This window comes from Hyphomicrobium sp. MC1, assembly GCF_000253295.1.
Taxonomy (GTDB): Bacteria; Pseudomonadota; Alphaproteobacteria; order Rhizobiales; family Hyphomicrobiaceae; genus Hyphomicrobium_B.
The window spans coordinates 2,037,080-2,060,625 of sequence record NC_015717.1; the positions used below are offsets into that span (position 1 = coordinate 2,037,080).

At 57.2% G+C, this 23,546-nt stretch carries 27 protein-coding genes; 23 read left to right on the forward strand and 4 right to left on the reverse strand.

Going from position 1 to position 23,546, the window contains the following annotated elements:
* Nucleotides 1-84: 84 nt before the first annotated feature.
* Together HYPMC_RS09925 and HYPMC_RS09930 are read left to right on the forward strand one after the other, a co-directional pair.
* Nucleotides 85-426: a TraY domain-containing protein gene (locus HYPMC_RS09925; protein WP_013947780.1), complete on the forward strand. Its 342-nt coding sequence runs from the start codon at nucleotides 85-87 to the stop codon at nucleotides 424-426.
* Nucleotides 427-599: 173 nt separating this feature from the next.
* Nucleotides 600-1,379, forward strand: coding sequence for a hypothetical protein (locus HYPMC_RS09930; protein ID WP_013947781.1), 780 nt, complete (start codon nucleotides 600-602; stop codon nucleotides 1,377-1,379).
* A 334-nt stretch (nucleotides 1,380-1,713) separates the two neighbouring features.
* On the opposite strand, the gene HYPMC_RS09935 is transcribed toward HYPMC_RS09930, so the two are convergent.
* The gene (locus HYPMC_RS09935) at nucleotides 1,714-1,923 is read right to left on the reverse strand and encodes a hypothetical protein (RefSeq protein WP_013947782.1); all 210 of its coding nucleotides are present in this window, start codon (nucleotides 1,921-1,923) and stop codon (nucleotides 1,714-1,716) included.
* A 206-nt stretch (nucleotides 1,924-2,129) separates the two neighbouring features.
* Between HYPMC_RS09935 and HYPMC_RS09940 the strand changes: the two genes are divergently transcribed.
* From HYPMC_RS09940 to HYPMC_RS10035, 18 genes are all read left to right on the forward strand, one after another.
* Nucleotides 2,130-3,365, forward strand: a complete 1,236-nt coding sequence (locus tag HYPMC_RS09940) for a phage portal protein (protein WP_013947783.1) — start codon at nucleotides 2,130-2,132, stop codon at nucleotides 3,363-3,365.
* Nucleotides 3,355-3,696, forward strand: coding sequence for a gene transfer agent family protein (locus tag HYPMC_RS09945; protein WP_041300005.1), 342 nt, complete (start codon nucleotides 3,355-3,357; stop codon nucleotides 3,694-3,696). The genes HYPMC_RS09940 and HYPMC_RS09945 overlap by 11 nt, the downstream gene beginning before the upstream one ends.
* Nucleotides 3,686-4,318: an HK97 family phage prohead protease gene (locus HYPMC_RS09950; protein ID WP_013947785.1), complete on the forward strand. Its 633-nt coding sequence runs from the start codon at nucleotides 3,686-3,688 to the stop codon at nucleotides 4,316-4,318. Before HYPMC_RS09945 ends, HYPMC_RS09950 begins: the two co-directional genes overlap by 11 nt.
* A 4-nt stretch (nucleotides 4,319-4,322) precedes the next feature.
* On the forward strand, nucleotides 4,323-5,543 hold the full coding sequence (locus HYPMC_RS09960) for a phage major capsid protein (protein WP_013947786.1): 1,221 nt from the start codon (nucleotides 4,323-4,325) through the stop codon (nucleotides 5,541-5,543).
* A 17-nt stretch (nucleotides 5,544-5,560) separates the two neighbouring features.
* Complete coding sequence (locus HYPMC_RS09965; RefSeq protein ID WP_013947787.1) at nucleotides 5,561-5,947, forward strand: hypothetical protein; 387 nt, start codon at nucleotides 5,561-5,563, stop codon at nucleotides 5,945-5,947.
* A 24-nt stretch (nucleotides 5,948-5,971) separates the two neighbouring features.
* A complete protein-coding gene (locus tag HYPMC_RS09970; RefSeq protein ID WP_013947788.1) occupies nucleotides 5,972-6,730 on the forward strand; it encodes an Ig domain-containing protein in 759 nt (252 codons plus the stop codon).
* A gap of 9 nt (nucleotides 6,731-6,739) precedes the next feature.
* Nucleotides 6,740-7,318, forward strand: coding sequence for a hypothetical protein (locus HYPMC_RS09975; protein WP_013947789.1), 579 nt, complete (start codon nucleotides 6,740-6,742; stop codon nucleotides 7,316-7,318).
* Nucleotides 7,315-7,683, forward strand: coding sequence for a hypothetical protein (locus HYPMC_RS24200; protein WP_013947790.1), 369 nt, complete (start codon nucleotides 7,315-7,317; stop codon nucleotides 7,681-7,683). Before HYPMC_RS09975 ends, HYPMC_RS24200 begins: the two co-directional genes overlap by 4 nt.
* Nucleotides 7,684-7,726: 43 nt before the next feature.
* The gene (locus HYPMC_RS25035) at nucleotides 7,727-7,936 is read left to right on the forward strand and encodes a helix-turn-helix domain-containing protein (protein WP_371199594.1); all 210 of its coding nucleotides are present in this window, start codon (nucleotides 7,727-7,729) and stop codon (nucleotides 7,934-7,936) included.
* Nucleotides 7,927-8,271: an HNH endonuclease gene (locus HYPMC_RS09990; RefSeq protein ID WP_013947792.1), complete on the forward strand. Its 345-nt coding sequence runs from the start codon at nucleotides 7,927-7,929 to the stop codon at nucleotides 8,269-8,271. The genes HYPMC_RS25035 and HYPMC_RS09990 overlap by 10 nt, the downstream gene beginning before the upstream one ends.
* Nucleotides 8,272-8,618: 347 nt before the next feature.
* Nucleotides 8,619-9,143: a hypothetical protein gene (locus tag HYPMC_RS10000; protein ID WP_013947794.1), complete on the forward strand. Its 525-nt coding sequence runs from the start codon at nucleotides 8,619-8,621 to the stop codon at nucleotides 9,141-9,143.
* On the forward strand, nucleotides 9,140-9,457 hold the full coding sequence (locus tag HYPMC_RS10005; RefSeq protein ID WP_013947795.1) for a head-tail connector protein: 318 nt from the start codon (nucleotides 9,140-9,142) through the stop codon (nucleotides 9,455-9,457). Before HYPMC_RS10000 ends, HYPMC_RS10005 begins: the two co-directional genes overlap by 4 nt.
* Complete coding sequence (locus tag HYPMC_RS10010; RefSeq protein WP_013947796.1) at nucleotides 9,457-9,858, forward strand: HK97-gp10 family putative phage morphogenesis protein; 402 nt, start codon at nucleotides 9,457-9,459, stop codon at nucleotides 9,856-9,858. Before HYPMC_RS10005 ends, HYPMC_RS10010 begins: the two co-directional genes overlap by 1 nt.
* Nucleotides 9,851-10,264 (forward strand): DUF3168 domain-containing protein, encoded by a 414-nt coding sequence (locus tag HYPMC_RS10015; RefSeq protein WP_013947797.1) that lies wholly within the window; start codon nucleotides 9,851-9,853, stop codon nucleotides 10,262-10,264. Before HYPMC_RS10010 ends, HYPMC_RS10015 begins: the two co-directional genes overlap by 8 nt.
* Complete coding sequence (locus HYPMC_RS10020; protein ID WP_013947798.1) at nucleotides 10,261-10,581, forward strand: head-tail adaptor protein; 321 nt, start codon at nucleotides 10,261-10,263, stop codon at nucleotides 10,579-10,581. Before HYPMC_RS10015 ends, HYPMC_RS10020 begins: the two co-directional genes overlap by 4 nt.
* On the forward strand, nucleotides 10,578-12,224 hold the full coding sequence (locus HYPMC_RS10025) for a terminase large subunit (protein ID WP_013947799.1): 1,647 nt from the start codon (nucleotides 10,578-10,580) through the stop codon (nucleotides 12,222-12,224). The genes HYPMC_RS10020 and HYPMC_RS10025 overlap by 4 nt, the downstream gene beginning before the upstream one ends.
* A 10-nt stretch (nucleotides 12,225-12,234) precedes the next feature.
* Nucleotides 12,235-15,852 (forward strand): tape measure protein, encoded by a 3,618-nt coding sequence (locus HYPMC_RS10030; RefSeq protein ID WP_013947800.1) that lies wholly within the window; start codon nucleotides 12,235-12,237, stop codon nucleotides 15,850-15,852.
* Nucleotides 15,853-15,917: 65 nt separating this feature from the next.
* Nucleotides 15,918-16,307: a hypothetical protein gene (locus tag HYPMC_RS10035; protein ID WP_013947801.1), complete on the forward strand. Its 390-nt coding sequence runs from the start codon at nucleotides 15,918-15,920 to the stop codon at nucleotides 16,305-16,307.
* Here the strand turns inward: HYPMC_RS10035 and HYPMC_RS10040 are convergent.
* Both HYPMC_RS10040 and fae read right to left on the reverse strand, forming a co-directional pair.
* The gene (locus tag HYPMC_RS10040) at nucleotides 16,301-17,083 is read right to left on the reverse strand and encodes a GIY-YIG nuclease family protein (protein WP_244421015.1); all 783 of its coding nucleotides are present in this window, start codon (nucleotides 17,081-17,083) and stop codon (nucleotides 16,301-16,303) included. The two genes, HYPMC_RS10035 and HYPMC_RS10040, sit on opposite strands and share 7 nt — an antisense overlap.
* 951 nt (nucleotides 17,084-18,034) lie before the next feature.
* The gene (fae, locus tag HYPMC_RS10045; RefSeq protein WP_013947803.1) at nucleotides 18,035-18,574 is read right to left on the reverse strand and encodes a formaldehyde-activating enzyme; all 540 of its coding nucleotides are present in this window, start codon (nucleotides 18,572-18,574) and stop codon (nucleotides 18,035-18,037) included.
* A 363-nt stretch (nucleotides 18,575-18,937) separates the two neighbouring features.
* Here fae and HYPMC_RS10050 point away from each other — a divergent pair, with 363 nt between their 5' ends.
* The 3 genes from HYPMC_RS10050 to HYPMC_RS10060 all read left to right on the forward strand — a co-directional run bounded on the left by HYPMC_RS10050 (nucleotide 18,938) and on the right by HYPMC_RS10060 (nucleotide 21,752).
* Complete coding sequence (locus HYPMC_RS10050; RefSeq protein ID WP_371199584.1) at nucleotides 18,938-19,942, forward strand: c-type cytochrome; 1,005 nt, start codon at nucleotides 18,938-18,940, stop codon at nucleotides 19,940-19,942.
* A 69-nt stretch (nucleotides 19,943-20,011) separates the two neighbouring features.
* Nucleotides 20,012-20,788: a transcriptional initiation protein Tat gene (locus HYPMC_RS10055; RefSeq protein ID WP_244421016.1), complete on the forward strand. Its 777-nt coding sequence runs from the start codon at nucleotides 20,012-20,014 to the stop codon at nucleotides 20,786-20,788.
* Nucleotides 20,778-21,752, forward strand: a complete 975-nt coding sequence (locus HYPMC_RS10060) for a substrate-binding domain-containing protein (RefSeq protein ID WP_013947806.1) — start codon at nucleotides 20,778-20,780, stop codon at nucleotides 21,750-21,752. The genes HYPMC_RS10055 and HYPMC_RS10060 overlap by 11 nt, the downstream gene beginning before the upstream one ends.
* 39 nt (nucleotides 21,753-21,791) lie before the next feature.
* On the opposite strand, the gene HYPMC_RS10065 is transcribed toward HYPMC_RS10060, so the two are convergent.
* Complete coding sequence (locus HYPMC_RS10065; RefSeq protein WP_157135424.1) at nucleotides 21,792-23,450, reverse strand: autotransporter domain-containing protein; 1,659 nt, start codon at nucleotides 23,448-23,450, stop codon at nucleotides 21,792-21,794.
* Nucleotides 23,451-23,546 lie beyond the last annotated feature (96 nt).

The following is a 23,546-nucleotide window of genomic DNA, read 5'->3' on the forward strand; positions in this document are numbered from 1 at the left end:
GGCGTAATATCAATCTAATCAGTTGACTATCGAGTGTCGATAGTCGGAATATCGAGATTGCAAATATCGTTAAGCGAGGAGTGGGTGGCCGTGTCTTATCCTAGTGACAGGCTCAAGAAGGTGCTTCTGCGTATCCCTGAGGATATGCACGCGGCGCTTGAGAAATCGCGCAAAGATAGCGGGCGCTCATCGTTGACAGCGGAAGTACTTGCTAGACTTGCGAGCACGTTTCCGGACGAAGAAAACTGGCAAGCGATTGCTCAAAATTCACCGGCGATGCAGCTTGAAAAACGCGTGCACTCGCTGGAAACGAGAGTGTCTGAACTTGAAGCCGTCTTGTCTCCCCAGCATTTGGAGAACATGCCCGAAAGGCCGAGCGCTTCGACGCTCATGGTGGAACAAATTCGAAAACGCTTGAAGACTTGATGGGCCGCTGAGAAACCACCCTCGTTGCTTACCGTCGGTCGAACAAAGAAAACAAAACCCCGCGATTGCAGTCGCGGGGTTTGATATCACACGCCGCGTAACCGGCGCTGAAAGCAGTTTGCACGATTGCTATTTAGCAGTTCCGACTCGCGGCCACAACAAGAGTGGACGCAATGTCGTTAGTCGCATCTGGTTACAATCTTGAAGACCCTGCCGAGTTTAAAGCGTGGTGTGTGCACTATCCAAAAGCAGCGAAACTATTGGCGTCAATCATCCGAAGCTGGCAGCGCTCTAAGGCGAAACTTCGGGATGATCCACACACATGGGCAGCATACCCGCTTCGAACGTGGTGTAAATGGACTGGCCTCAAACTGCGAACCTTGGAGCGGTATCTCGCATTTTTGGAGGTTCACGGCCTCATTCGGCGCGAACGTGGGCCGTTCGCCGGAAACACACTTCATGTGTTCATCCGTCCCACAAGGCGTGCGTTGGCGCATCATCAGTTGAATAAAGCGAGCAAACCGAACGCGAGCATTACATCGCCCAAGCCTCACGATGTCAGCAATGTGGTCGATTACGTTGCTATATGGCAGAACGCCATGATCAAAAATGGGCACCTAAAATACTGTGTTCTTACGAAGACGGAGCGCCATCTGCTTAAAGAAGCGGTCGCCAGCATGCCGCCTGAACACATCACCGGTATTATAGAAACAGGGCTTCAACACTGGACGTGGTTTGTGAAGTACATCGAAACGCACACAGAAGAATTCAATCTCGCGTCCACGCCCTCCACCAAATCCTTTGCGAAGCACGTCAACCACTTCACAAGCTGCTATTTGGCCGAATTGGAGGTAGTGCAAAAGCCTAAACTCAAGCCCAGGCCGACCGTACTGAAGCAAGCACCCAAGCCCGAATACACCGACGAATACCTTGACGCGTTGGAGGATGGATAAACACGCTTATTTTGCCAAGCATTCCGCCATTTAGGGACCAATTGGCAACATCTTCGGCGGTAGGTGTGGCGGGCTAATTGGCGGAATGGATGGCGGACTCTAATCACTTCTCTTCTCTTCACTCACTTCTCGGTTCTCAAAGGTTACGCTCACATAAGTTCGCGGTCCCCTTTGTTATTACTCAAGTGAAGTGCTCGCTTACGCTCGCGTCGTGATCCGGGAGAGTAGAATAGGTACAGAGGTTCTTATCCGGGATAAGAGTCACGTAGAAGAAGTCCCCGCGTAAGTTATGCCCATTGGAATTGATTGCAAAACTCACGACGGACGTTTGCGGTTAGTAACCAACCGTCTCCATAATTTCTACGTTGATAGCCAACGCACCTTTGTAACCGATAGTGGTCATATTCTTTCGCGCCCGACGCATAACCAGGCTCTCGGCCTCTTTGACTGAGTCGGCCTTCACCATGCAGTTGAATTTGCCTCGTGACTCCGTTCCGAAATCGTGGGTCTCGGTCACGGTGTATGTTGCGTAGTAGAAGTTCATTGTTGTTCCCCGTTTGCAGGCCGGACCTCCCGGCGTTGAAGTAGGTCGTATTTTTATTCGGAAGGATCGTCCAGACCGAGCGCGATCCGCTGTTCGGAGCGCTTTCGGGGGTGGGTCGCAGACGAACCACCTAAACAGTCTATTGTTGCCCTCCGGCTCTTTGTGCGCAAATTGGATAGCCACGGAACAACAGAAGTTCGTGGCTTGTGGGCATACTTCAGAAAATCTTCGGCGCATCCGAACGCCGCGCGATAGACACCAACGCGGATTGGTCCGACCTCGTTGTCGGCACCACTACGTCTGCCGGAGTCTTTGTCGGTCCTAATTCGGCAACGCGTTCAACCGTTGTCCGGTCATGCGTCACGCTCATCAGCGGCGTTCTGGCTACGCTCCCCCTTGAGCTATTCGAAATTGCCGCCAACGACGAACGTCGAGTCAGCAAAGACCATCCTGCAACGCTGCTTACGTCGAAATTCGCGAACGGCTGGACACCTGCCGCGAAGCTCATCGAGCAAGTGACCGTCGATGCCTTGCTCACCGGGGCTGGTTTCATCTTCATCAACCGCGTCGGCGGCGTGCCGCGTGAACTGATCCGGCTCACACCGGGCATGGTGCAGGTCAACCAAGACCCCTTCACTCTCGAACCTCAGTACCGGATTACCGGGCAGAAGCCGCGAGACCTCGCCCGTACTGACATCATCCACATTCAGTGCCCGGCCTCGATCAGCGTCAAAGGCGACTCGCCGGTCAATCAGTGCCGCGAAGCCATCGGCATTGCTCTTACGATTGAAGGCCACGTCGGCCGTTTGTTCGGCAATGGAGGCCGTCCGTCTGGCGTCCTGAAATTCCCGAACAAGCTCGGGGCCGACACGGCATCTCGCATCAAGGTAAGCTGGCAGTCGGCACATGGCGGCGAAAATAGCGGCAACACTGCTGTGCTCGAAGAAGGCGGCGAGTTTCAGCCGCTGGCGTTCTCGTCAACCGATGCTCAAACCTTGGAGCTTTGGGAGCGCTCGGCACTTGAAATCTGCCGTATTTTCGGCGTTCCGCCGTCTCTCGTTTTCGAATTAGGAAGGGCGACTTGGGGCAATGCGTCAGCGATGGCTGATGCATTCCTCCGGTTCTGCCTTTCCCGTTGGTTGCAGGTCTGGACTTCCGAACTCGCCCTGAAGCTTCTATCGCCGGGCGAACAGTCCAACCACTACTTCGCGTTCGACACGGATCAGCTTCTAGCCGCTAATCTTGCGGCGCGTGCCGACGCCTATCAGAAGCTCATCGCGTCGCGCGTCTTGTCGCCGAACGAGTGCCGGAGGCGCGAAGACCTGCCGCCTTACGACGGCGGGGACTCCTACGAAAACCCCAATACGACATCGGTAACGATCCATGGAGGCACGTCACCCGTCTCGCGTGGCAATCCGGCGGGAGGTGCAGATGGCGAGTGATGCCACCACCTTCCGCACCTTCTTTGGCGACCGAGAACGCGTCCTGAAGTTGAACCCGAACCTCGCCATGGAATTGGAACGGGCGACCGGCACCGGCATCAGCACTCTCAGCAAGAGAGTCTTCGGCGCGCAATTTTACTACCGCGACCTAACCGAGACGATCCGGCTTGGCCTGATTGGCGGCGGCGAGACACCGGAACGCGCGGCCGAACTGATCCGAACCTACGTCACCGACCGCCCATTAAGCGAAGTCGTCCCGCTCGCGGCGGGCGTGCTTAGCGCGCTGATGCTCGGCTCCAAACCCGACGAGGCAACGCCCGATGACGCATAAGTTATGCCCATTGAAATCAATTGCACGCCTAGAAAAACGCGAGTCGCCGACCGCAGCGCGCAAGCCGACCGAACGGCGCGACCTTGAAACACGCTTTCTTGCCACAACGGACCAAGGAGTCTTCGAAGGTCACGCCAGTATCTTTGGCGTTCAAGATAGCTACGGCGATGTGATCAAGCGCGGGGCCTTCAAGGCGTGTCTGAAGGCATTCGAGTCTGCTGGCCGGATGCCGTTGATGCTTTACAGCCACGACCCGTCGCGGCCTGTCGGCGTTTGGGAACAGATCGCCGAAGACGAAAAAGGGCTTCACGTCCAAGGTCGTTTGCTTCGCGACATCCCCGACGGTGACCTCGCCTACAAGCTCCTGATGGGCAAAGCCCTTGACGGTCTCTCGATAGGCTTTCGCGTTGTCGATGCGAGCCGGGACACGTCTGGCGTCCGCACCATCAGTCAAATCGACCTCGTTGAAATTTCGCTCGTGTCTCTGCCCGCCATGCCGGGTGCACGCATCGAACAGGTCCGTTCTTCCGCACGAACACCATCCGGTCACGCGACTGCCGTGGCTGACCTCATCACCGCCTGCAAGGCGGCATCGCAGTCATTCAACAACCCGAGGAAGTGAAACAATGCTTCGCGACTATGAAATCCGGTCGGAGCCGCCGATTGAAACTCGGCAGGAAGGCGACGACCAAAACCAGATCGCGGCGGCCACGGCTGCCGTGAATGAGCTTCGCACTGCACAGCAGACGTTCAACACGAATATCGAAGCCCGCATCACGGACGAACTTCGCGGCGTTACTGACCGTCTGACGGCCATCGAAACCCGCGCCAATCGTCCCGGTACTCAGCAGGCTTCCGAACAGCAGGCCGAACAGGTCCGCGCCGCCCTTGCGAGCTACATGCGTACCGGCAACGACGCTGAGCTTCGCTCGGCAGCGGCGACCGACAACAACCCCGACGGCGGTTACTTCGTTCTGCCGAACATCGACACGACCATTCGCAATTTGCTTGTTGACATCTCTCCGATGCGGGGGCTGGCGGAAGTCGTCACCATCGGCAGCGGGAACACGTATCAGCGTCCATACGGCACGAATAACCGGGGCGCTCAGAAGGTCGTCGAACGTGATGACCGTCCGCAAGACACCGCACGGCCCGGCGTCATCTGGCGCAATTACGGCGTTGGCGAATACTACGCTGCACCGATGTCTACCCGGCAGCTTCTTGACGATGCTTCAACCGACATCGCGGGGTGGCTGATTAACAACGCCACGTTGGACTTTGCCCTTTCTGAAGGCGAAGACTTCCTCAATGGCGACGGCGCAAATGGTTTTGCCAGAGGCCTTCTGACCTACGGCACGACGGCGCAGAAAGACTTCACCCGTGCGGACGGCAAGCATCAGCACATCGCAGCCGGGGCCACAAACCCGACCGACGATCAGCTTAACAAAGCTCTCGTCACGTTGATGATGACCTTGCGTAAGCCGTATCGCGGCAACGCTCGCTGGCTGTTCAACACCACGACGGCTATCCGCATCCGGCAGCTTCAGGACGCCAACAAGCGTTTCCTGTGGGCACCGACCGGCAACTTGCTTGAAGGCGAGCAGAGCAACTTGCTCGGCTTTCCCGTCGAGATCGATGAGAACATGCCCGACATTGGCGACGGCGCAACACCGATTGCGTTCGGCGACTTTAAGCTGGGGTATCTCGTTCTTGATCGCTCAGGCATCCGGCTCAACCGAGACGAGATTTCTCAAAAAGGCCGCGTGATATTCGATGTCTACAAGCGCACGGGCGGCGGCGTAGGCGACTTCAACGCAATCAAGTTTCTAAAAATCAGCAACTCGTAATCGGAGGCAGCACCCTCATGCCTAATAAAGACACATATCACGAGAGCGCCGTTGCTGCCTCGCTGGCACCGCAGGTCTTCACTGCGACGACCAACGGCAGCGGCATCAGCGTTCTCGGCTTTAAGAGCGCGCTTCTCATCGTCAACACCGGAGCAATCGCGGGTGACGGCGACTTCACTGCGAGCGTCCAGGAGTCGGATGATGACTCTGCTTACACCGACGTGGCGGCAACCGACTTGCTCGGCACGCTTCCCGAAACTCTCGATGGAAGCGCCAGCTATCGCGTCGGCTACATCGGCAAGCGCAAGTTTGCTCGCGCCGTCATCACCAAAAATTCGGGCACTAGCATCGCGGCGAACGCTTCGTTCGTCTTGCAGGGTCCGGCAATCGCGCCGCTCGCGTAACGCGGCAGGAAGGATCACAATCCAATGTCTGAAAGTTTTCTCCAAACTACGGCCAAGTCGAAACTCTACATCGGCCCGGCCAACAATCTCATCAATACGCTTGATGAGTTCGAAGCGATCACGGAATGGACGGAAGTCACCGGCCTCATCGACCTCGGCAAGTGGGGTTACGAAGGCAACGAGATCACGCAAGGCTTCATTGATGACGCCTACGTGCATCGTCTGAAGGGCAATCTCGATAACGGCAAGATTGACCTCGTTGTCGGCCGTAATCCCTTCGATGCCGGTCAAAACATCCTGCGCGATGCGGTGCAGAGCAATTGGAACAAGTATCCCGTCAAAGTGGTCTTGAACGACCAGCCGACGGACACCGGCACGCCGTCGGTCTTTTATTTCAAAGGCGTTCCGCTCTCGGCGCAGAACGACTTCGGCGAAGTCAACAACGTCGTCAAAACCACGTTCTCTATCGGCGTTGACGGTCAATTGTTCGAAGTTCCGGCTGACGTAACGATTGTGTTCGATCCGGCTGGCGCTGCGCTGACGGCGGCTGTCCAGGGCGATCCCTACTCCGAAACCATCGCAGTCTCAGGCGGCGTCGGTGCGCCGAGCTTTGCCCTCAAGGACGGCGATGCACTCCCTGCTGGTCTCAGCCTTGCAGCATCGACGGGCGTCATTTCCGGAACCCCGACGGCAACCGGCGTTTCGACCTTCACGGTGAAGGTGACTTACGACGGCTTCGGCGAAGATGAACACGATTACGGCATCACCGTTACGGCGTCGTAAGGGCGGATCATGAAAAGTTTGGCAAAGAGCATCGAAATTGAGCTTGGCGCGGAGGTTCTCCTGCTTCGCCCCAGCTTGCGCCATGCTCTCAGCCTTGAGTGCCGTCCTGGAGGTGGCTTTCCAGGGCTCCTTTCTGACCTTCAGGACGGCTCTCTCAACGCAGCAGTTGAAGTCATCAAACCGCACTATTGCCCGCGACATCTCCCGTCGTTGGTTTTCGACAAGCTCAACGAGTTGCAGTCTCCACTCACCCAATACGTGATTGCATTAACCGGCATCGATCCCGATACGAAGCCAAGCGAAGGCGGCAAAACCCTCAGCTTCCGCGAGCATCTTCTGAACCTCTACAAAATCGGGACCGGCTGGCTTGGTTGGACTCCCGATGTGACCTTGGATGCCACGCCATCAGAAATCATGCTCGCCTATGACGGCCGCATCGAATTGCTCAAAGCCGTCTTCGGCACAAGTGATGCTGAAACCGCCGAGCCCGACGGCAAAGAGCTAGACGCAAAACTGAAGGCAGCTTTCGGGACATTCAAAACGATCAAAGCAAAGCCAAAGCACAAGCGCGGGCGGGCTTCGGCATGATCATAAATCCACACCCCAACATTCCGCATCCGATAGCTGGACCGTTTTCTAATGCGTTCCAAGTGCCGGTGCTCGATCTGATGTCCGGCATCGACATTGAACTTCCCTTCGTTAGCTCCGCCCTACAGGTTGTCGGTAGCGGGATGCTTACCCTCAAATTCCTAGGCGGCTCTCCCGGCTCTGAAGCCGGTCCTGAAGTTTTGACCTCTCTAGTTGGCGACGGCAGCGCACTTATTCCGTTTCGGGTGACGAAGTTCATCACATCGTATGTGCCAGACGGCGCGTTCGTATACGCCGACGTTGAAGACCCTGTTGCGTTTGTTCAGCAAGGTTTGCTTTTCAGTTCGATCATTAGTCTTTGGTGACACCATGAACCAACCAGTATGGGCATCAATCATCGAAGACATGATGAAAGAAGCGGGAATTTCGCAGCGTGAACTCGCAAAGCGTTCCGGCGTTTGCCGCACGGCGCTTCGTCGAATGCTGATGGGCGGAGACCCTGCGATGTCCGTGCTCGAAAGAGTATTGGACTGCCTCGGTTACGACATCGACGCAATCCCACGTCCAGACCCAGTGTCATTGCAATCAATTGAAAACGGGGCTGAACGATGCCCGTAAAACCACCCTATATCGCAAGCTGCGGCTGCATCATTCACGATGGCAAGCCTTGTGTGCATCAACGCAAGCGCGCGGCCGAACGCAAATCGCGTTTCGATACAAAACGGCCGTCGGCGGCAGCACGCGGCTACGACGGCAAATGGCAGAAAGCCCGCGCCGCCTACCTGAAGGCACACCCGATCTGTGCTCGTTGCAATGAACCCGCGACGGTCGTCGATCACATCGTTGCGCACAAGGGCAGCGAATTTCTGTTCTGGCATCAAGCCAATTGGATGCAGCTATGCCAGCACCATCACAACTCCTGGAAGCAGTCTCAGGAGAAACGCCGTGCCTGAGACAGCGGAACAAATGGCGGCACGGCTTGGCGTCAGTGTCTTCGCGGCTAGAAGCTACTTAGAAGATAAGGTTCGCATCGAGCGAGAGCATCAAAGGACATCGTGCAAAGGCGCTCAGGCTGTAGCAGCTTTGAAGGGCTCGCGCGTCAAGCCCCCCGCAAAGCGTAGGCCTCGCGGCGGCAGCAAATGCCGCCTGTTTTACGAATACAAAGGCCAAACCCTACCGCTAGCCAGATGGGCCGAACGCTATGGGATCAAGTACATGACCCTTAGAAGGCGCATTGCATGTGGCGCGACTATTGAGACGGCACTCACGACGCCGCTGATGAAAGGTCGGAGGCGTGTCGATGCCTAAAGCAAAACTCTACTCTCATGCCGGGAGGACACAAACCGCAGCGCAGTGGGCGAATGAACTCGGCATCCTCGTTACAGCGTTTCGCAACCGTATCTATCGCGATCCCTCGACCGCATTCTCAAAGACGAAGCTCGCTCGCGGCAAGCCTCGTGCATTTGTGAAGTCCCCGACGCACTACACATGCAATGGCGAAACGCACACCATTAGTGAGTGGGCAAAGCTCACCGGGCTTAGCGTATGCACAGTTAGAGAGCGCATTAAGAAGGGCACGCCACTTGATAGGCCGAAAGGCTGGAAACCGTCCCAAGACCATAAGCCGATGCGTCCATTCAAACGGCCGTACTTCAGTTTGAGCAATGGCGGCTTCCTCAAAGCACCGCCGACACCCGTCGCCCTTAACACCGTCGCCATCGAAGACCGGGGGGTAGGTCAAAACTTTTCGACGCGCCCAAAGACCGGCCGCCCCAGTGACGCGCGTGATTTTCAACCCAAAAGCAACAGCGCGAGTGACAGATGAGCACCATTTCACTTGAAGACGTGAAGGCGCACATGAACGTCACCATCGATGATGATGATGCGCTGATCCAATCGAAGATCGACGCCGCTGAAGAATGGGTCGGCAACTACACCGGCAAAGCTCTCAGCCGCTATGAAAGCGACACGCCGTCGGCTTCCGTTCCTGAGAGTCTTAAGGAAGCTGTCCGGCAGCTTGTCGCGTGGCTCTACCAGAACCGGGAAGCATCCATCGCGACGCAGAACATCACCATCATCTTGGAGTCATCGCCGGGGCTGTTCGACCTCATGCGCCCACATCGAGAATGGGTGTTCTGATGGCCGACGACATTGCCAGTCTCAAGAAAAAGATCGCGGCAATCCCGCCGTCAGTCCGGGCGGCAGCAGTCGCTGCCTTAGACAAGGACGCCGACGAACTCGTTTCGTCGATGAGGGCGCTTTCTCCCGTCCGGTCCGGCAAGCTTCGCGAGAGCATCCACAAGGAGCCCGGCTCAACTGAACTGCAAGTCAAAGTCGTTGCAGGCGGTCAACTCACGACGAAGGAAGTCCGAGAGGGCTCCGGGAAACCCTACGATTACGCGAAGGGTGTTGAGTGGGGCACGCATGAGATGGCCGCCGAGCCATACTTCTTCCCCGCATACCGGCTGCTGAAAAAGCGTCTTCGTAGCCGTGTGAAGCGCGCTATCACGAAAGCAGCGAAGGAGGCTTGGCGTGCTTGAGCCCTCGCTTGACCTGCAAAAGGCATTGCGGCTTCGCTTGATCGCGACAGCCGCCGTCACAAATCTTGTTCCTGCGACTTCGATACTCGATACGAACGCACGGCCGGAGCAAATGCCCTGCATCCGCATCGGCACCGGACAAGCCTTGCAGGATGATGGCATCGCTCGCAATCGCTGGCATGTTTATATGGACTTGCACATCTTCGCGAATGAAGTCGGCCTCGCAGCCGTCAAAGAGATCGCCGGGGCCATCAGTCAAGCGCTCCGCAATCGCTTTTTCGAGCTTGATAGCCATTACTGCGGCGACGTTTACACCTCCGGCGCTCGTTACATGCGCGATCCCGACGGCGTTCATTCGCACGCCATCGTCAGCATTGAAGCCCGACTCATCGAGGTGGCGGCATGACAGTGCAAGCGGGCAAACTCGATCATGTTCTGGAAATCCAACGCGTCACCACGACTGTTAGCGACGTCGGGCAGCCCGTCGATGACTGGGCGACGATTGCGACCGTTCGAGCTGAACGTCTTCGCGCATCCTTCGATGAACGTCAGAAGGATTGGGGCGACAGCAGCCAAGCCACGGTGACTTGGTGCATCCGTTGGATCGACGATCTTCGGTTGGGCGACCGCATTCTGCTTAATGGTATTCCGCACGACATCAAGGGGATTGAGCCGGTTGGACGGCGCAAGGAATTGCTCGTCACCACGCTCTATATGAAATGAAGAAGCCGACGAAGACCAAGAAACCGAAGAACCCCTTCCCCGACATCCCCGATCCATTGGGCTACGGACAGCGGGCGGTCGATTATCTTCGTACGCTTAAGCATCCCAAATCGCCGCTCAAGGACAAGGCTTTTCAGCTTGATCCTTGGCAGGAAGAAATCGTCCGCAAGATTTATGGCCCGCGTGACGCCGACGGCCGACGCATTGTCCGAAATGTCATCATGCTGCTGCCGCGCGGCAACCGGAAGACCAGCCTAGGCGCAGCCTTGACGTTGCTTCACACCGACGGACCCGAAGCTGTCTCCGGCGGCGAAGTCATCCTCGCAGCCGGTGATCAGAAGCAAGCCAAGATCGCCTTTCGAGAGATAGAAGGCATCATTCGCGCGGGCGACAAGGGTCTTTGGAAGAAAGGATACGCGGGCAAGCAGGCAGGCCAAGACACGCATCTAATTCGCCTTAAGGAATACCGAAATCAAATTCAGTTCCCCAACGAAAGCTTCGTTGAGGCGATTAGCTCCGATGCCGGTACGCAGCACGGGCGCACGCCGACCTTCGCACTCGTTGACGAAATTCATGCTTGGAAGAAGGCCGATCTTTGGGAAGTCATCCGCACCGGCTTGGTCAAGGTGCCGGGCAGTCTATGTGTCGTCATTACGACGGCTGGACGCGGGCAAGAGAATGTCGCCTATAAGGTGATCAACTATGCCCGCAAGGTCGCGCGAGGCGAGATTGACGATCCGCATACGCTGCCAATCTTGTTCGAGACTTCGCCCGATGCCGATTGGCAAGACGAAAACGTGTGGCACGCCGCCAATCCCGGCCTGAAGCACGGTTATCCCGATCTTCCCGGACTTCGCCAGCTTGCCCGTGAAGCTGCGCAGCGTCCGGCAGACCGCGAAGCATTCCGGCAGTTGCATCTCAATGTCTGGCTCGGTCATTCGTCCGATCCGTTCGTTGAAATGTCGATTTGGGACGAAGGCAATTCGCCAGTCGATCTATCAAAGCTCCGAAATGAGCCCTGTTGGCTTGCGGTCGATCTTTCGAGCACGAGCGACTTGACCGTCATTGTCGCCGTCTGGCGCGACGGCGAAGGCTATATCGCGCATCCATGGTTTTTCTGTCCGCGAGACAACATTCAGCGGAAAGCGGACATCGACGGTGTTCCATATCCTCTTTGGGCCGATGAGGGTTTTATCGAGCCGACGGCCGGAAACACCATCGACTTCAACCACGTCGAAGACACCATCCGGCGCATCTGCCGTGACTTCGATGTGCACGAGATCGCCTTCGATCCGCACATGGCTCACAACATGATGCAGAGCCTCTTGGACGACGGCTTGCCTTGCGTCGCCTTCCGTCAAGGCTGGGTCAGCATGGCTCCGGCCGTCAAAGAGCTTGAGCGAGCAATTCTAGCACGACAGCTTCAGCACGGCGGCCATCCCGTTCTTCGGCATCACATCGATTGTGTCGCCGTCCATGCCGATAGCGCGGGCAACCGGCTGTTTCACAAAGGCCGGAGCCGAGACCGCATCGACGGCGCGGTTGCACTCGCCATGGCCGTCGCGCGCGCCAGCGCCGGCTCTGACTCTCGCTCCGTTTATGATGACGTATCCGCAAGACCGGAAGGCTTGCTTGTGTTCTAGGTGATGACCGATGGCAGACGACGAAGCACGCCTCTTAGTCTCGCTCGAAGCGCGGCTCAATCAGTTTGAAAAGGCTTTCAATCGCGCCAGTCAGGTCGCGGATCGAAGCTGGCAACGTGTCGAACGGCGGACGAAAGAAGCCGGAAATCGGCTCGAACAGTCTTTGATGGCATCGACCGCCAACATCAATGCGATGCTCGGCAGCATCGGCGTCGGCCTTTCTGTCCGAGAAATTACGCAGATCGTGGATCGCTGGACCCGCTTCACGAACCAGCTTCGCGTGGCCGGTAAGGAAGGCGATGCACTGATCGCCACTCAGGACAAGCTGTTCAACATTGCGCAGAAGTATGGCGTCTCGCTTGAAGCCATCGGCACCCTGTATGGTCGCAATGCGGCAGCGGCGAAGGAACTTGGCCTCACGCAATCGGATCAGCTTAAGATCGTCGAGGCGACAAGCGCCGCATTAAAGGTCAGCGGGCAGTCATCGGAGCAAGCGGCCGGAGCGCTGTTGCAGCTTTCTCAGATGCTCGGCGGCACGGTTGTTCAGTCTCAGGAATACAATTCCCTCTTGGACGGCGCGCGGCCGTTGTTGCAGGCGGTCGCCAACGGGTCCGACAAATGGAAGGGTTCCGTCGCCGCTCTCACGCAGGACGTTAAAGCGGGAACCGTCAGCGTCGAAGAATTTGTGCAGGCCATGCTGAAGGGCTCTGGCGGCGTCATCGACCAAGCCGCCAAAGCGAATGTGACGTTCTCGAACTCGCTGACGGTTCTGAGCAACGCGCTTGATCGCTATTTGGGGCGCTTGGCAGAGTCGGACTCGATCACGTCGAAGTTTGGCGACGGCATCACGTTCATTGCCGAGCACATTTCATCCTTCGGTGATGGTGCAGCGGCGGCGGCTGCCATCTTGCTCAGTCAGTATGTCCCGTCGCTCGCTCGTGCGGCAATCGCTCAGACTGCGATGCTCGCGACCAATCCCTTCGCGTTGCTCGCCATTGCAGTCGGCGGAGCGGCTATAGCAATAAACGAGTTTGGTGACGAAATCATTCCCATACAGGGCGAACTCGCAAACCTGAAGGATTACGGCGGCGCGGCTTGGGATGAACTCAAGGACGGAGCGAAGATCGCCGCAAGAGCCATTGGCGACGCCTTCAACGACGCCGTACAGTTTATCGCTCAGGCGTTATCCGGTTCCAATGTCTCGATGGCGGACCTTGGGGAATTTGCCAAGCTGACGGCCAACGTCGTCATAAATTCTTTCCATCTGATCTACGACACAACGCTGGCGACCTTCACAAAGCTGCCGTCCGCCGTTGCCGAACTCATCGTCAATGCCGTCAACGGCATGATCGCCCGTGTTGAGCAAGCGCTGAACTTCGTCATCAGCGGCGTTGATGCAGCGGTCGAAGCCATCAATTCAGTCGGCGGAAAGGTCGGCGTCGAATTTAGCACCATCGGCAACGTTGATCTTGGCCGTATCAAGAACAACTTTGCGGGTGCCGGTAAAGCGGCAGGTGAAGCGTATATTCAGGCGCTTCGTGATGCTGGCAAAGATCGCGTCGGCGCAGCGATAGAATACCTGCACAAACGCGCCCTTGAACGAGCCCGCATCCGCATTGCCGAAGCCAACAAGCCGAAAGCAGAGGAAGACGACGCCCCCGGCTCCCCGACCAACCGGCCTGCCGCCAAGGTGCAACTCAACGAGTTTGAAAGGGCCGTCCGGCGCGTTCAAGAAAACATTGCGACCATGCGCGCGGAAACCCAAGCACGCATGAACGCCACGGGCTCGGTCGAAGAACAAGAAGCCGCCGTTGAGCGTGCGAGGGTGCAGCAAGAGCTATTGAATGCAGCACAACGGGCGGGCGTCGAAATCAACGACGACGTAAAGAGCAAGATCGCCTCCCTTGCCGATGCCTACAAGCTTGCCAGCGAACAGGCAAAAGAGCTTGCGAAGTCTCAGCAAGAAGCCGCCCAGCGCGCCAACGAACTTGAAAGCGCAGGCGAAGACGCCATGAAAGGCTTCGTCAAAGACCTGGCGCATGGCAAGTCGGCATCCGAGGCATTGCGTTCGGCGCTCGCGAAGCTCGGCGACAAGATGCTCGATCTGGCGTTGGACCAGATGTTCAATGGCGTCTTCAAGGGCGTCGGCAGCGCATTCTTCCCGGCGAACAGCGGCAACCAGAACATTCTCGGCGGCGGCAGCCTTGCCTCGTTGTTTGGCGGCTCATCCGGCTCGATGAATGTTCAAGCTGGCGTCGTGAACGTCGGCGGGGCCTCGCTTCCGAGTCAATTGTCGCCCGGTGCCGGATCAGTACCTTCCCCCGCAACGGTGTCTGCACCGACATCCGTGACGACCGGATCGCTGCCGCCGCAGACGCCCGAACCGTTGCAATCAATTGCAAAATCAGCGCCGACGCAGGCCGTCACTGAAACCGCCACGAAAGCTGCCGAGACGGCATTGCCGAATTTCGCGGCATCGCCAGCATTCAAGGCGGCAACCGAAGCGACGGCCGAAAAAGTTGTGCCAACAATCGCAAAGCAGCCCGACTTTGCGTCGAAGTTCGATCAGTCGAAGGTTTTTGGCCAAACAGGCCACGGGCAGAGCTTGACGAAGGTCTATGCTCCCGACGGCACGACGGCCATGGTTGATCAAAAGTACGCAGATCGCTTCCAAGGCTTGATCGGCGACCTACATCAGCGCGGCTACACGAACTTCAAGCTCAATGAAGGCGGCGGCTTCGTTGACCGCAACATGCGCGGCACTAACAAACTTTCCGAGCACGCCAAGGGCGACGCTCTCGACATCAATCCGCGCAATAATCCGTTTTTGACGCATAAGACAGACTTGCCACCCGACATTTCCGACATGGCAAAGGCGCGCGGCCTCAAATGGGGCGGCGATTGGAAGACACGCACCGACCCGATGCACTTTCAGGTCGATAAGTCCGTGAGCAACGAGCAAATCGCGGCGCTTCAGCAACAACAGCAAGCCGAGAGACTTCTGCAACAGCAGACGGTGCAAGCCAACGCGGCTCTGAAGACAATGCCGCCGTCATTGCAAGGCATGCAGACTGGCACTCAGGGCCTCGATGGCACATTGTCGTCGATGACTTCGACGCTTGCTCAAGGGCAGCCTGCCGCCAGCGGCTTTGCCTCGTCGATCCAATCCGTGCTCGCAAGCCTGAGCGCCAAGCCCGGAGGTGCAGGCGGCGGCATCGGTTTTCTCGGCGGTTTACTCGGCTTTGCCGACGGCGGCCATGTTCGCGGACCCGGCACCTCTACTTCGGACAGTATCCCCGCGATGCTGAGCGACGGCGAATTTGTCGTGAATAGCAAGGCAGCGTCGAAGCACGGCAAGCTTCTGGCGATGATCAACGACGGCAAGGTGCCGAAGTTCGCGACAGGCGGTCCGGTCGCGTTCGGCTACAACAACAGCCCGAGCTATACGACCAACATCAACGTCACTGCGCACGGCGGCGGCAACGGATTAGCCGACCAGATTGCTCAGAAGGTTGCTCGTGCCAGCAAGTCCAGCCAACCGCCGCCTGACACATTCCGCATGAGCGAGGCGCAACGGCTTACAAGGGCGGGCATCGCCACGAGGCACGCAGCGCAGAGGAATGGCTGATCGAAAAATTTCTTGACTTCAATCGACTCAGTTATGATTGCCGCCGACTTTTTGGAGCAGTCATAATGGAAGATTTTTCTAATCCGTTGACTATCGCAATTCTTACAATGATTGCGAGTGGCTTGGTCTTTGTAGCGTACAATCACCCTAAGCAATTTGCTGTTTTCTTCTGGAGTTATTTTGCGCTCTACACCGTTGCAATCGTAGCCGTCTTCATTCTCCAACGCTATGACGCAATCATCTTGTCGAGAATAAATCATTCCTGGCTGAGCGAGGCGGAGAAGGCTCAGGTGATTAGAATTGTTAAAGGACCACCCCCGGACAGAGAGGACAAGTTTTGGGCGGCCCTCATTGAGTATGGCAGCGTTTATATCGGCCTCTTAGGTTGTTTGCCGGTGCTCGGCTTGACCGCCGATAACAAGACTAACGGAAATCGGCAGAGAAGGGATTATTGAAATTTGCGCCGCTTAAAGGCGAGTACATCGCTGGGGGTGAGTTTGAACCATTCGCCGTTCGCACGCTTATCTGCAAATCGACGATGCCAGTAAGCCTCTATGCCAGCCGGATCGTCCGTTGTGATGGCGTGAACCAATATTGTTGCGTCTGGTAACGCAACTCGGATTTCTCTTATTCGTCGCTCGATCTCATCGCTCCGACCAATTTTGTAGTTCGAGCCGGATTGCAGCAGGTATACTGAACCCAGAACTTCTCTGGAACGATCCGGCTTTTCTGGGATCGATGCCGGGAGCATGAGAGCAACATCGGAATACCCAGACCGTTCATTCGTCCAAATGCGTAGCGCTTCGATCAATTCCGTTTTTGGTGAGAAGGCATTTTGTATGGTGCTTGGCGACGGGAAGTCCGGATGCGTACGGCGATATAATCGTAGTTCGCCTTCGGTCGGCAGTTTCCCAAAATGGCGGCAAGCGAGCGCCACCAAGTTTAGCATGGTATCGCGATCAAATTTGCCTTGTCGTTCGTTGGGCTGGAACCCAGCTTCCGCTACAGCATCGCCCCAACGGGCCCAATAGACTCCGTACCAGTCTCCAAGGCGAATGCCGGTTTCAGCCTCGAATGATTGCCGCCCTGGGGGCGTTCCATCGTTGGCTTTTGTCAGTCGCTGAATTTCCGAGATTATTCGTTCGCGCATAGCCAACGCTGTAAATGCGACAATCCATGCTCGCAAGCACTTGGCGCTCGCGACTGCTAAATTTTGGCGAATTGGTGTCAAGTTTTGCTGACAGCCACCTGCCGACTCACCTACGGTAAAGGCTGGGGCACTGCCTTCAAAGTGATCTTTCTGTTCAACCGCTCTGGGCGGGATGACGCGACGCTACAGGGCGTCGGTAACAGAGGACCACTAAAATGAAGATCGTATTGTCCCGACTGAGGGAAAAAAGTGTTCATGTGCGGGCCTATACCCGCTTTAGGTTCGGACGGACTGAGAATGTTTGTTCACACTGGCGGAGTTGGCCACAGCAGCTTCTGCTGCCGCTGTGACCATTTTTTCTCTTTGTTCCACTAACTAGGCTGACGGTCTAATCGCCATCATCCTAGCGGCGGTCGGTGTTAGCGCGCCGGCCGCCATTTAGTTCTCATCATGCAACATCATCGGCGCACCTATCGGCACTCCCGCTGACGACTGCAATCCAATTCTGCCGTTAGGACTTGGAAACGCTCAAGCTCACAATCGAACTGATTTGCGTTTAAGAGCGGTTAATCCCGCTGCTATCCCGTTTCATCGCTTCCCCCTAGACGATGGTCGGTTGTTTCCGACTCAAGTTCTTGTAGCAAAGAATGCTACCGAAACTTGCTCGCTACAACCCCTTCGATAGTGCGGCAAGACGCTTGCACAAAACGTGCGACTGCGCATTCGCGTACCGGCTAGCCAATCGGAAAAATCCCCTTTGAGTCTCGATGCCGGGTTATGTGCTGCTAGCCAAAATAAGCTGCTGAAAACTCATTAAGAGGGCAGAACTGGCGGGCCCACCACATTTTTTGCGCGCAGCCGTCACACCGCCCCTGCGCGTGATGGTTTCGGTTCGAGGTTCTCCTCTCACCTCGACCAATTACGCGTCTGCTGAATTTCCCTTCTGATGCATCTGTCAGCACCCCCATCGACGGAGCGCGCGGATGATCGCACGGCTCCGTCGTTTAAGTGGTGGAGAGCTGACGTTGTGCGTCAGTAGTCGATGACGCCGTCCAAAGCGTAGTGCTTGATGGTCTTGCGATTCTTGATCAGCTCATCGATCGACGGCTCGCTCTTCAGGGCGCGTTCGATCGCCAGCTTCATAGCCTTGTAGTTCGTATTGTAGAGATCTTTCTTGTCGAGTTCGGCGTGCTCGGCGCAGCGCGGGTCCAGCCAGATCGTCACGACGATGCAGATCTCATCGACGATCGCCTTCGGAATAATTCCCTCAGCGACACTATCGACGACCGCATCAGCGATCGCGGCCTGCACGACACCGCCGAGCAGTTCGACATACTCGCCGGAGGCGATTGTCACCTTCGTCGTCATCATGGTGGCCGGACGCGCCATTTGGTTGAGATCGCGTATTGCGAAAAACCGGGTGTGGCCGACGCTCTGACCCATCATGCTGGCGAATGCATGCCCCACCGGGCCGTTGACCGAACCGATCAGCACCTCGGGCATAGCATCAGTGTACTGACCCGGAGCTGCGAGTACAGTCGCCTCACCGGCCTTGAAAATAATATCGCTCATGCAGTCCTCTCTTGATGGTTCCATTTCAGCCTGCGATCGGTGGACTGGATCAGCCTCAGACGATGCGCCCGGTCACCGCTTTCTTAGCTTGCAACCAACCGGCCGCCACGAAGAAAATCGAACAATAGAGTTGCGCCGCACCGACACCTCATGGTGTCACGCTCAGTTCAGCGCGGGCGGCAGATGCTGAGCGGCCGTGGTTTCAATTGGTCTGCACGGCTGGCGATTAATCTGATCGTTAATTTAAAACAATCATCACTTCGAATTGGAATACGGCGGAATAATCGCCGATCTTTCTGACAGCGCAGGTGTCATCTCTCACGGTTGGTGCTCACTCCAATGGCCATTTTGGGACTTTTCGACATGCCCCGTTCCAGCAACGCAGTTTTGGGCCTCGTAGCGGTGCTCATCGCTCTATCGACATCGCAGATGTGCCGCGCCGACAGCGCGGCGCCTGCGCCAACCAAGGACCATCAAACGCCTTGGGTCGTACCGGACATCGACAAGCTGCCGGATAATGATTGGGGCCGCACCGTACGTTATGGTCGCGATCTCATCGCCAAAACATCCTCGCTAATCGGCCCCGAAGTCAAAGATCCGGCGCACCGTTTCGCCGGCAACAACCTCAATTGCCAAAGCTGCCATATCAATGCCGGCACTAAGCAGTTCGGATTGGCACTGGTCGGCGTTTATGCCGATTTTCCGAATTATCGAAAGCGGTCGGGCAGCGTCGGCTCGATGGAAGATCGCATTCAAGGCTGTATGCAGCGCAGCATGAACGGCAAAGCTCTTCCCGAGGACGGACCGGAAATGATCGCCATGCTCTCCTATCTGAGGTTTTTGTCAGATGGCATTCCGGTTGGCGCAAAAACGTTCGGGCGCGGCACCGGCGCTATGCCCGAACTCAATCGCGCCGCCGATCCCGTCCGCGGCAAGACGATCTACGCGAACATGTGCGCCGCTTGTCACGGCGCCGACGGCCTGGGCCAGCGCGTCGGCAAAGTCGGCGATGCAAAGGGCTATATCTTCCCGCCGCTCTGGGGGCCTGACAGCTACAACGACGGCGCCGGCATGGACAGGCTGATCGACGCCGCCAACTTCATTCACAACAATATGCCGGCGGGTACGACGTGGAAAAATCCAACGCTGAAGCCTGAGGATGCGTGGGACGTCGCCGCCTACATCGACACGCAACCTCGGCCGCAAAAAGCGCATCTCGGTCGCGACTTCCCGAACCGGCTGCAGAAGCCTATCGACACGCCATATGGGCCTTATGCGGACGATCTGCCGGAGAGCGAGCACAAGCTTGGGCCGTTCGGGCCGATCATCGACGCCGACAAAAAGCTCAAGGACGACGCGAAGCACTAGCTCCCCCAGCCCTTCGGCGCGTTCGCGCTCCGAGTGGCCTCACATGAAGACCCGGAGTTGAAAATGACCATGACCGGCAGACGACAGGCGTTACAGGCATTCGGCCTGGCGCTAGCTGCGGCCTCAGTCGGAGGCTTCACACGCGAAGCCGACGCCGCTGCAGCCCATGACATTCCAGCGGGCGCGTCGGCTCTCGCAGACCTCACCGACAGGCTCGCCAAAACACCGCGCCGCCGTGACTTCAAAACCGTGCCGATGATTCTCGATCATTCCGATCAATGGGATGACGAGGCTCTGAAGGAAGTCCTCGCCTACAAGCCCGTCACCAAGCAGGCCTGGGACGTGACGGACATCGCAGGCCCTTGGCTCAATGTGATGCGCAATTCCATCAATGCGCAGATCTGGTCATTCAAGCATCCGGATTTTCTGGTCGTTTCAGCAACGCACGGCTCGGCGCATTACGCGCTCTACGATCAGGCGATGTGGGACAAATATCAGTTTGCGAAGATCGTCGGCAAAGGCTTCGAGAAGAATACACTGATCGTCGATAAGCCTGCAGCGTCCGCCAATCCTGCCGACTATGAAAGCCCGACGGGCGTGTTCTCCCCGCTGAACAACTCGATCCCGGCCCTGCAAAGGCGCGGCGCCGTTTTCATGTCGTGCCACAACGCCATCTGGGAGCAGGCGACCAAGCTGCACGAAAAAGGCGTCAATCCCGACAAGCTTGAAGTCGATGCGCTCGCAGCCGAGCTAACGAACCATCTGATCCCCGGCGTGGTTCTGATTCCCGGCGCCGTCGCGACACTTCCTGAACTGCAGCAGGCGGGGTTCCACTATGCGCGCTAATTCCATCGTTAAAGCGGTTTTCGGCGCGGCCATCGCCGGAACAGTGACTCTGGGAGCAATTTCAGCACAGAGCGCCGAGCAAAACGCGCCGAATATTTTCCCGCCTTGGCAGCACGGCTTCAACAACGACGCGACCGACCGCGGCTTCGAATTCACCGTACCGCAGGTCGATAACCTTGCTGATTTCCACGGCAGCGTCACCGATCCCAAGCTCGTGCTCTACGTCGGCGGCAACTACTTCTTCGCCATGGCGCCACTGGTGGATGAGTTCGAGAAAGCGCATCCGGAATTCAAAGGCCGGATCTATTGGGAGACGCTGCCGCCGGGGCTTCTCGTGCATCAAATCAAGGCGCACGGCGTCGTAACCTCGGGAAACATGACGTGGACTGCAAAACCGGATGCGTATTTCGCCGGACTTGTTGCCGTCAAGCGGCTCGTCGATGACGGCACGCTGGCGGGTCCTCCGGTTCCTTACGTCAAGAACACGCTGACGATCATGGTCCCCAAGGACAATCCTGGACACGTCTCTGGGCTTGCGGATCTCGGCCGGGCCGGCCTGCGTATTGCAATGCCGAACCCGGAATTCGAGGGCGTGGCGCGGCAGATCAAGGCGTCTCTGAAAAAAGCTGGCGGCGAGGCGCTCGAAAAGGAAGTCTACGAAACGAAGGTCGCCGACGGCGGCACGATTTTAACGCACATCCATCACCGGCAGACGCCACTGTTCCTGATGCAGGGTCACGTCGATGCCGGAGTGACGTGGCTGTCGGAAGCGATGTTCCAGGAGCAGGTCGGAAACCCGATTACGAACGTCGTCATTCCGGCGGATCAGAACACAACTGCGACTTACGCCGGAGCGATGGTCAAGGGCGCCGCCCACCCGGAAGCGGCCAAGATGTGGCTCGACTTTATCCACTCACCTTCAGCACTGAAGATTTTCGAAAAGTACGGCTTCACGCCTGCTTGAGCGGAGGCATTGAGCGTCAGGACATTGAAGGCAGTGCGCTTAAAACCGCGCACTGCCTTTGACGCTGATGCTGCTGAGGCTCGTATCTTCGGCGTAATGGCCGTCGTACTGCAGGCTCAGCGTTGCGCCGTGCATATTGATGAGATCAACGCCAGCGCTCACATCCGCAAAGAGTGTATCGAGCTTGGTGGCCGTCGTGAAGCCAGCAACGTCTGGCGCGTCGGCAAAATTGGCGCTGAGAAGAAACTGATCCGTGTCCTGCCACGTCAGACCGGCCCTTACGAACGGACGGATCGTTACGAAATCGTGGACGTTCTTCTCGCTGCCGAATTCGATGCCCGGCGACACGCTGACAACCGTATCGCTTTTTCCAGCAACCGCCAGCGCCGCTCCGCTGCCGTCATTTTCCGTGAAGCCATTGAGCGAGACATTGGTGATCGCTGCATCGACCAGCGGCTTCACATAATAGTTGTCGTGTTGGAAAGAATAGCCAGCGTGCAACTGGCCCGACACGTAGTTGATATCGTTTTTGGAATGCGCCGCGCTGCTGAAGTCACCGAACAGCATGGTACGGTCGGTGTCATAAGTGCTCCAGCCGCCCGTAACGCCCGCTGCAAACAGCCACTGGCCAGGATTGTATTTGATGATGCCGCCGACGTTGGCGCGGTCGCCTTCGCTCGTTGCGACACCGCTCGAAAGGGAAACGCTATCGTAGCCGGCAGCGAAACCGAGCCGCCAATCCGGCGCGAGTGCAATCTGACCGCCTGCAGAGAACGAGCCCGTCGTCGCATGCGCGCCGATGTCTTCGGATGTGCGGTCGAAATCGGAGAAGCGCGCACGGGCACGGACCCACAGACACTGGCCTTCGCGCGCGATTGACACGCCCTGCTGCCCGGCGACCTTGCAGCTCATCAGATCGTTGGCGAACTGCTGGCTGCCGTAGAGCGTTTCGATCAGGCCGTAGTTATAGATCTCAGGCGACAATTGATTGAGGGCGACGGCCAGCGATTGCTGATCCGGCGCGCTCGCCAATGCATCGGTAACCGCCGGAACTGCACCCGCTTCCATCGCCGAATTGATAGAGGTGACGATGGCGGTCTGATTGCGGTTGAGGGATGCGAAAGACAGCGCATCCGGTCCGAGGTAGATCAGACTCACATCGTCGATGGCGAATTCGTAACCACTAATGGCTACAGCGTCGAACAACACCTGAACTGAACCGGCATTCAGTTTCACCACTGACGTCGCGCTTTCCATCGTCGTGTTGGTGATGTCCGATTTTGTGAAGACCGTAATACCGTCAACCTTGGCTGTCAGTGCCCACGTCTGGCCCGCCTGGACCGCATAATAGAACTGGAACTGGTATTTGCCGCTTTTGGTCAGGGAGACATCCTGCGTGAGGACGCCGCCACCGCTCCAAGGATTGGCGAAATAGCTGCCGCTGTGAGCCCGGATACCATCCTGGCCGTCAGGCCAAATATCGACGAGGCCGCTTTCGACCACCCATGGAGAAGGAACCATATACGGTGGAGACGCGAGGTCTTCGAAGCCTGGGTTTTGGATGAGGTTCTGCGCAGAAGCAGTCGCGGGCAGCATTGCCAGCGTGAGGAAGGGCACAACTGCGGCAGCGGGGAGTGACAGGGACCGCGGCAGGCGCGGCGTCCGAGAGAAAGAGGCGCCACTTGTCCGATCTGCCATCTGCGTCATCATTCCAATTTCGGTATTCCAATTGTCGGGCGCATCGACGTCCAGACGCTCCTGACCTATGTTCAGTTAGCCGATTCGGCACATTGC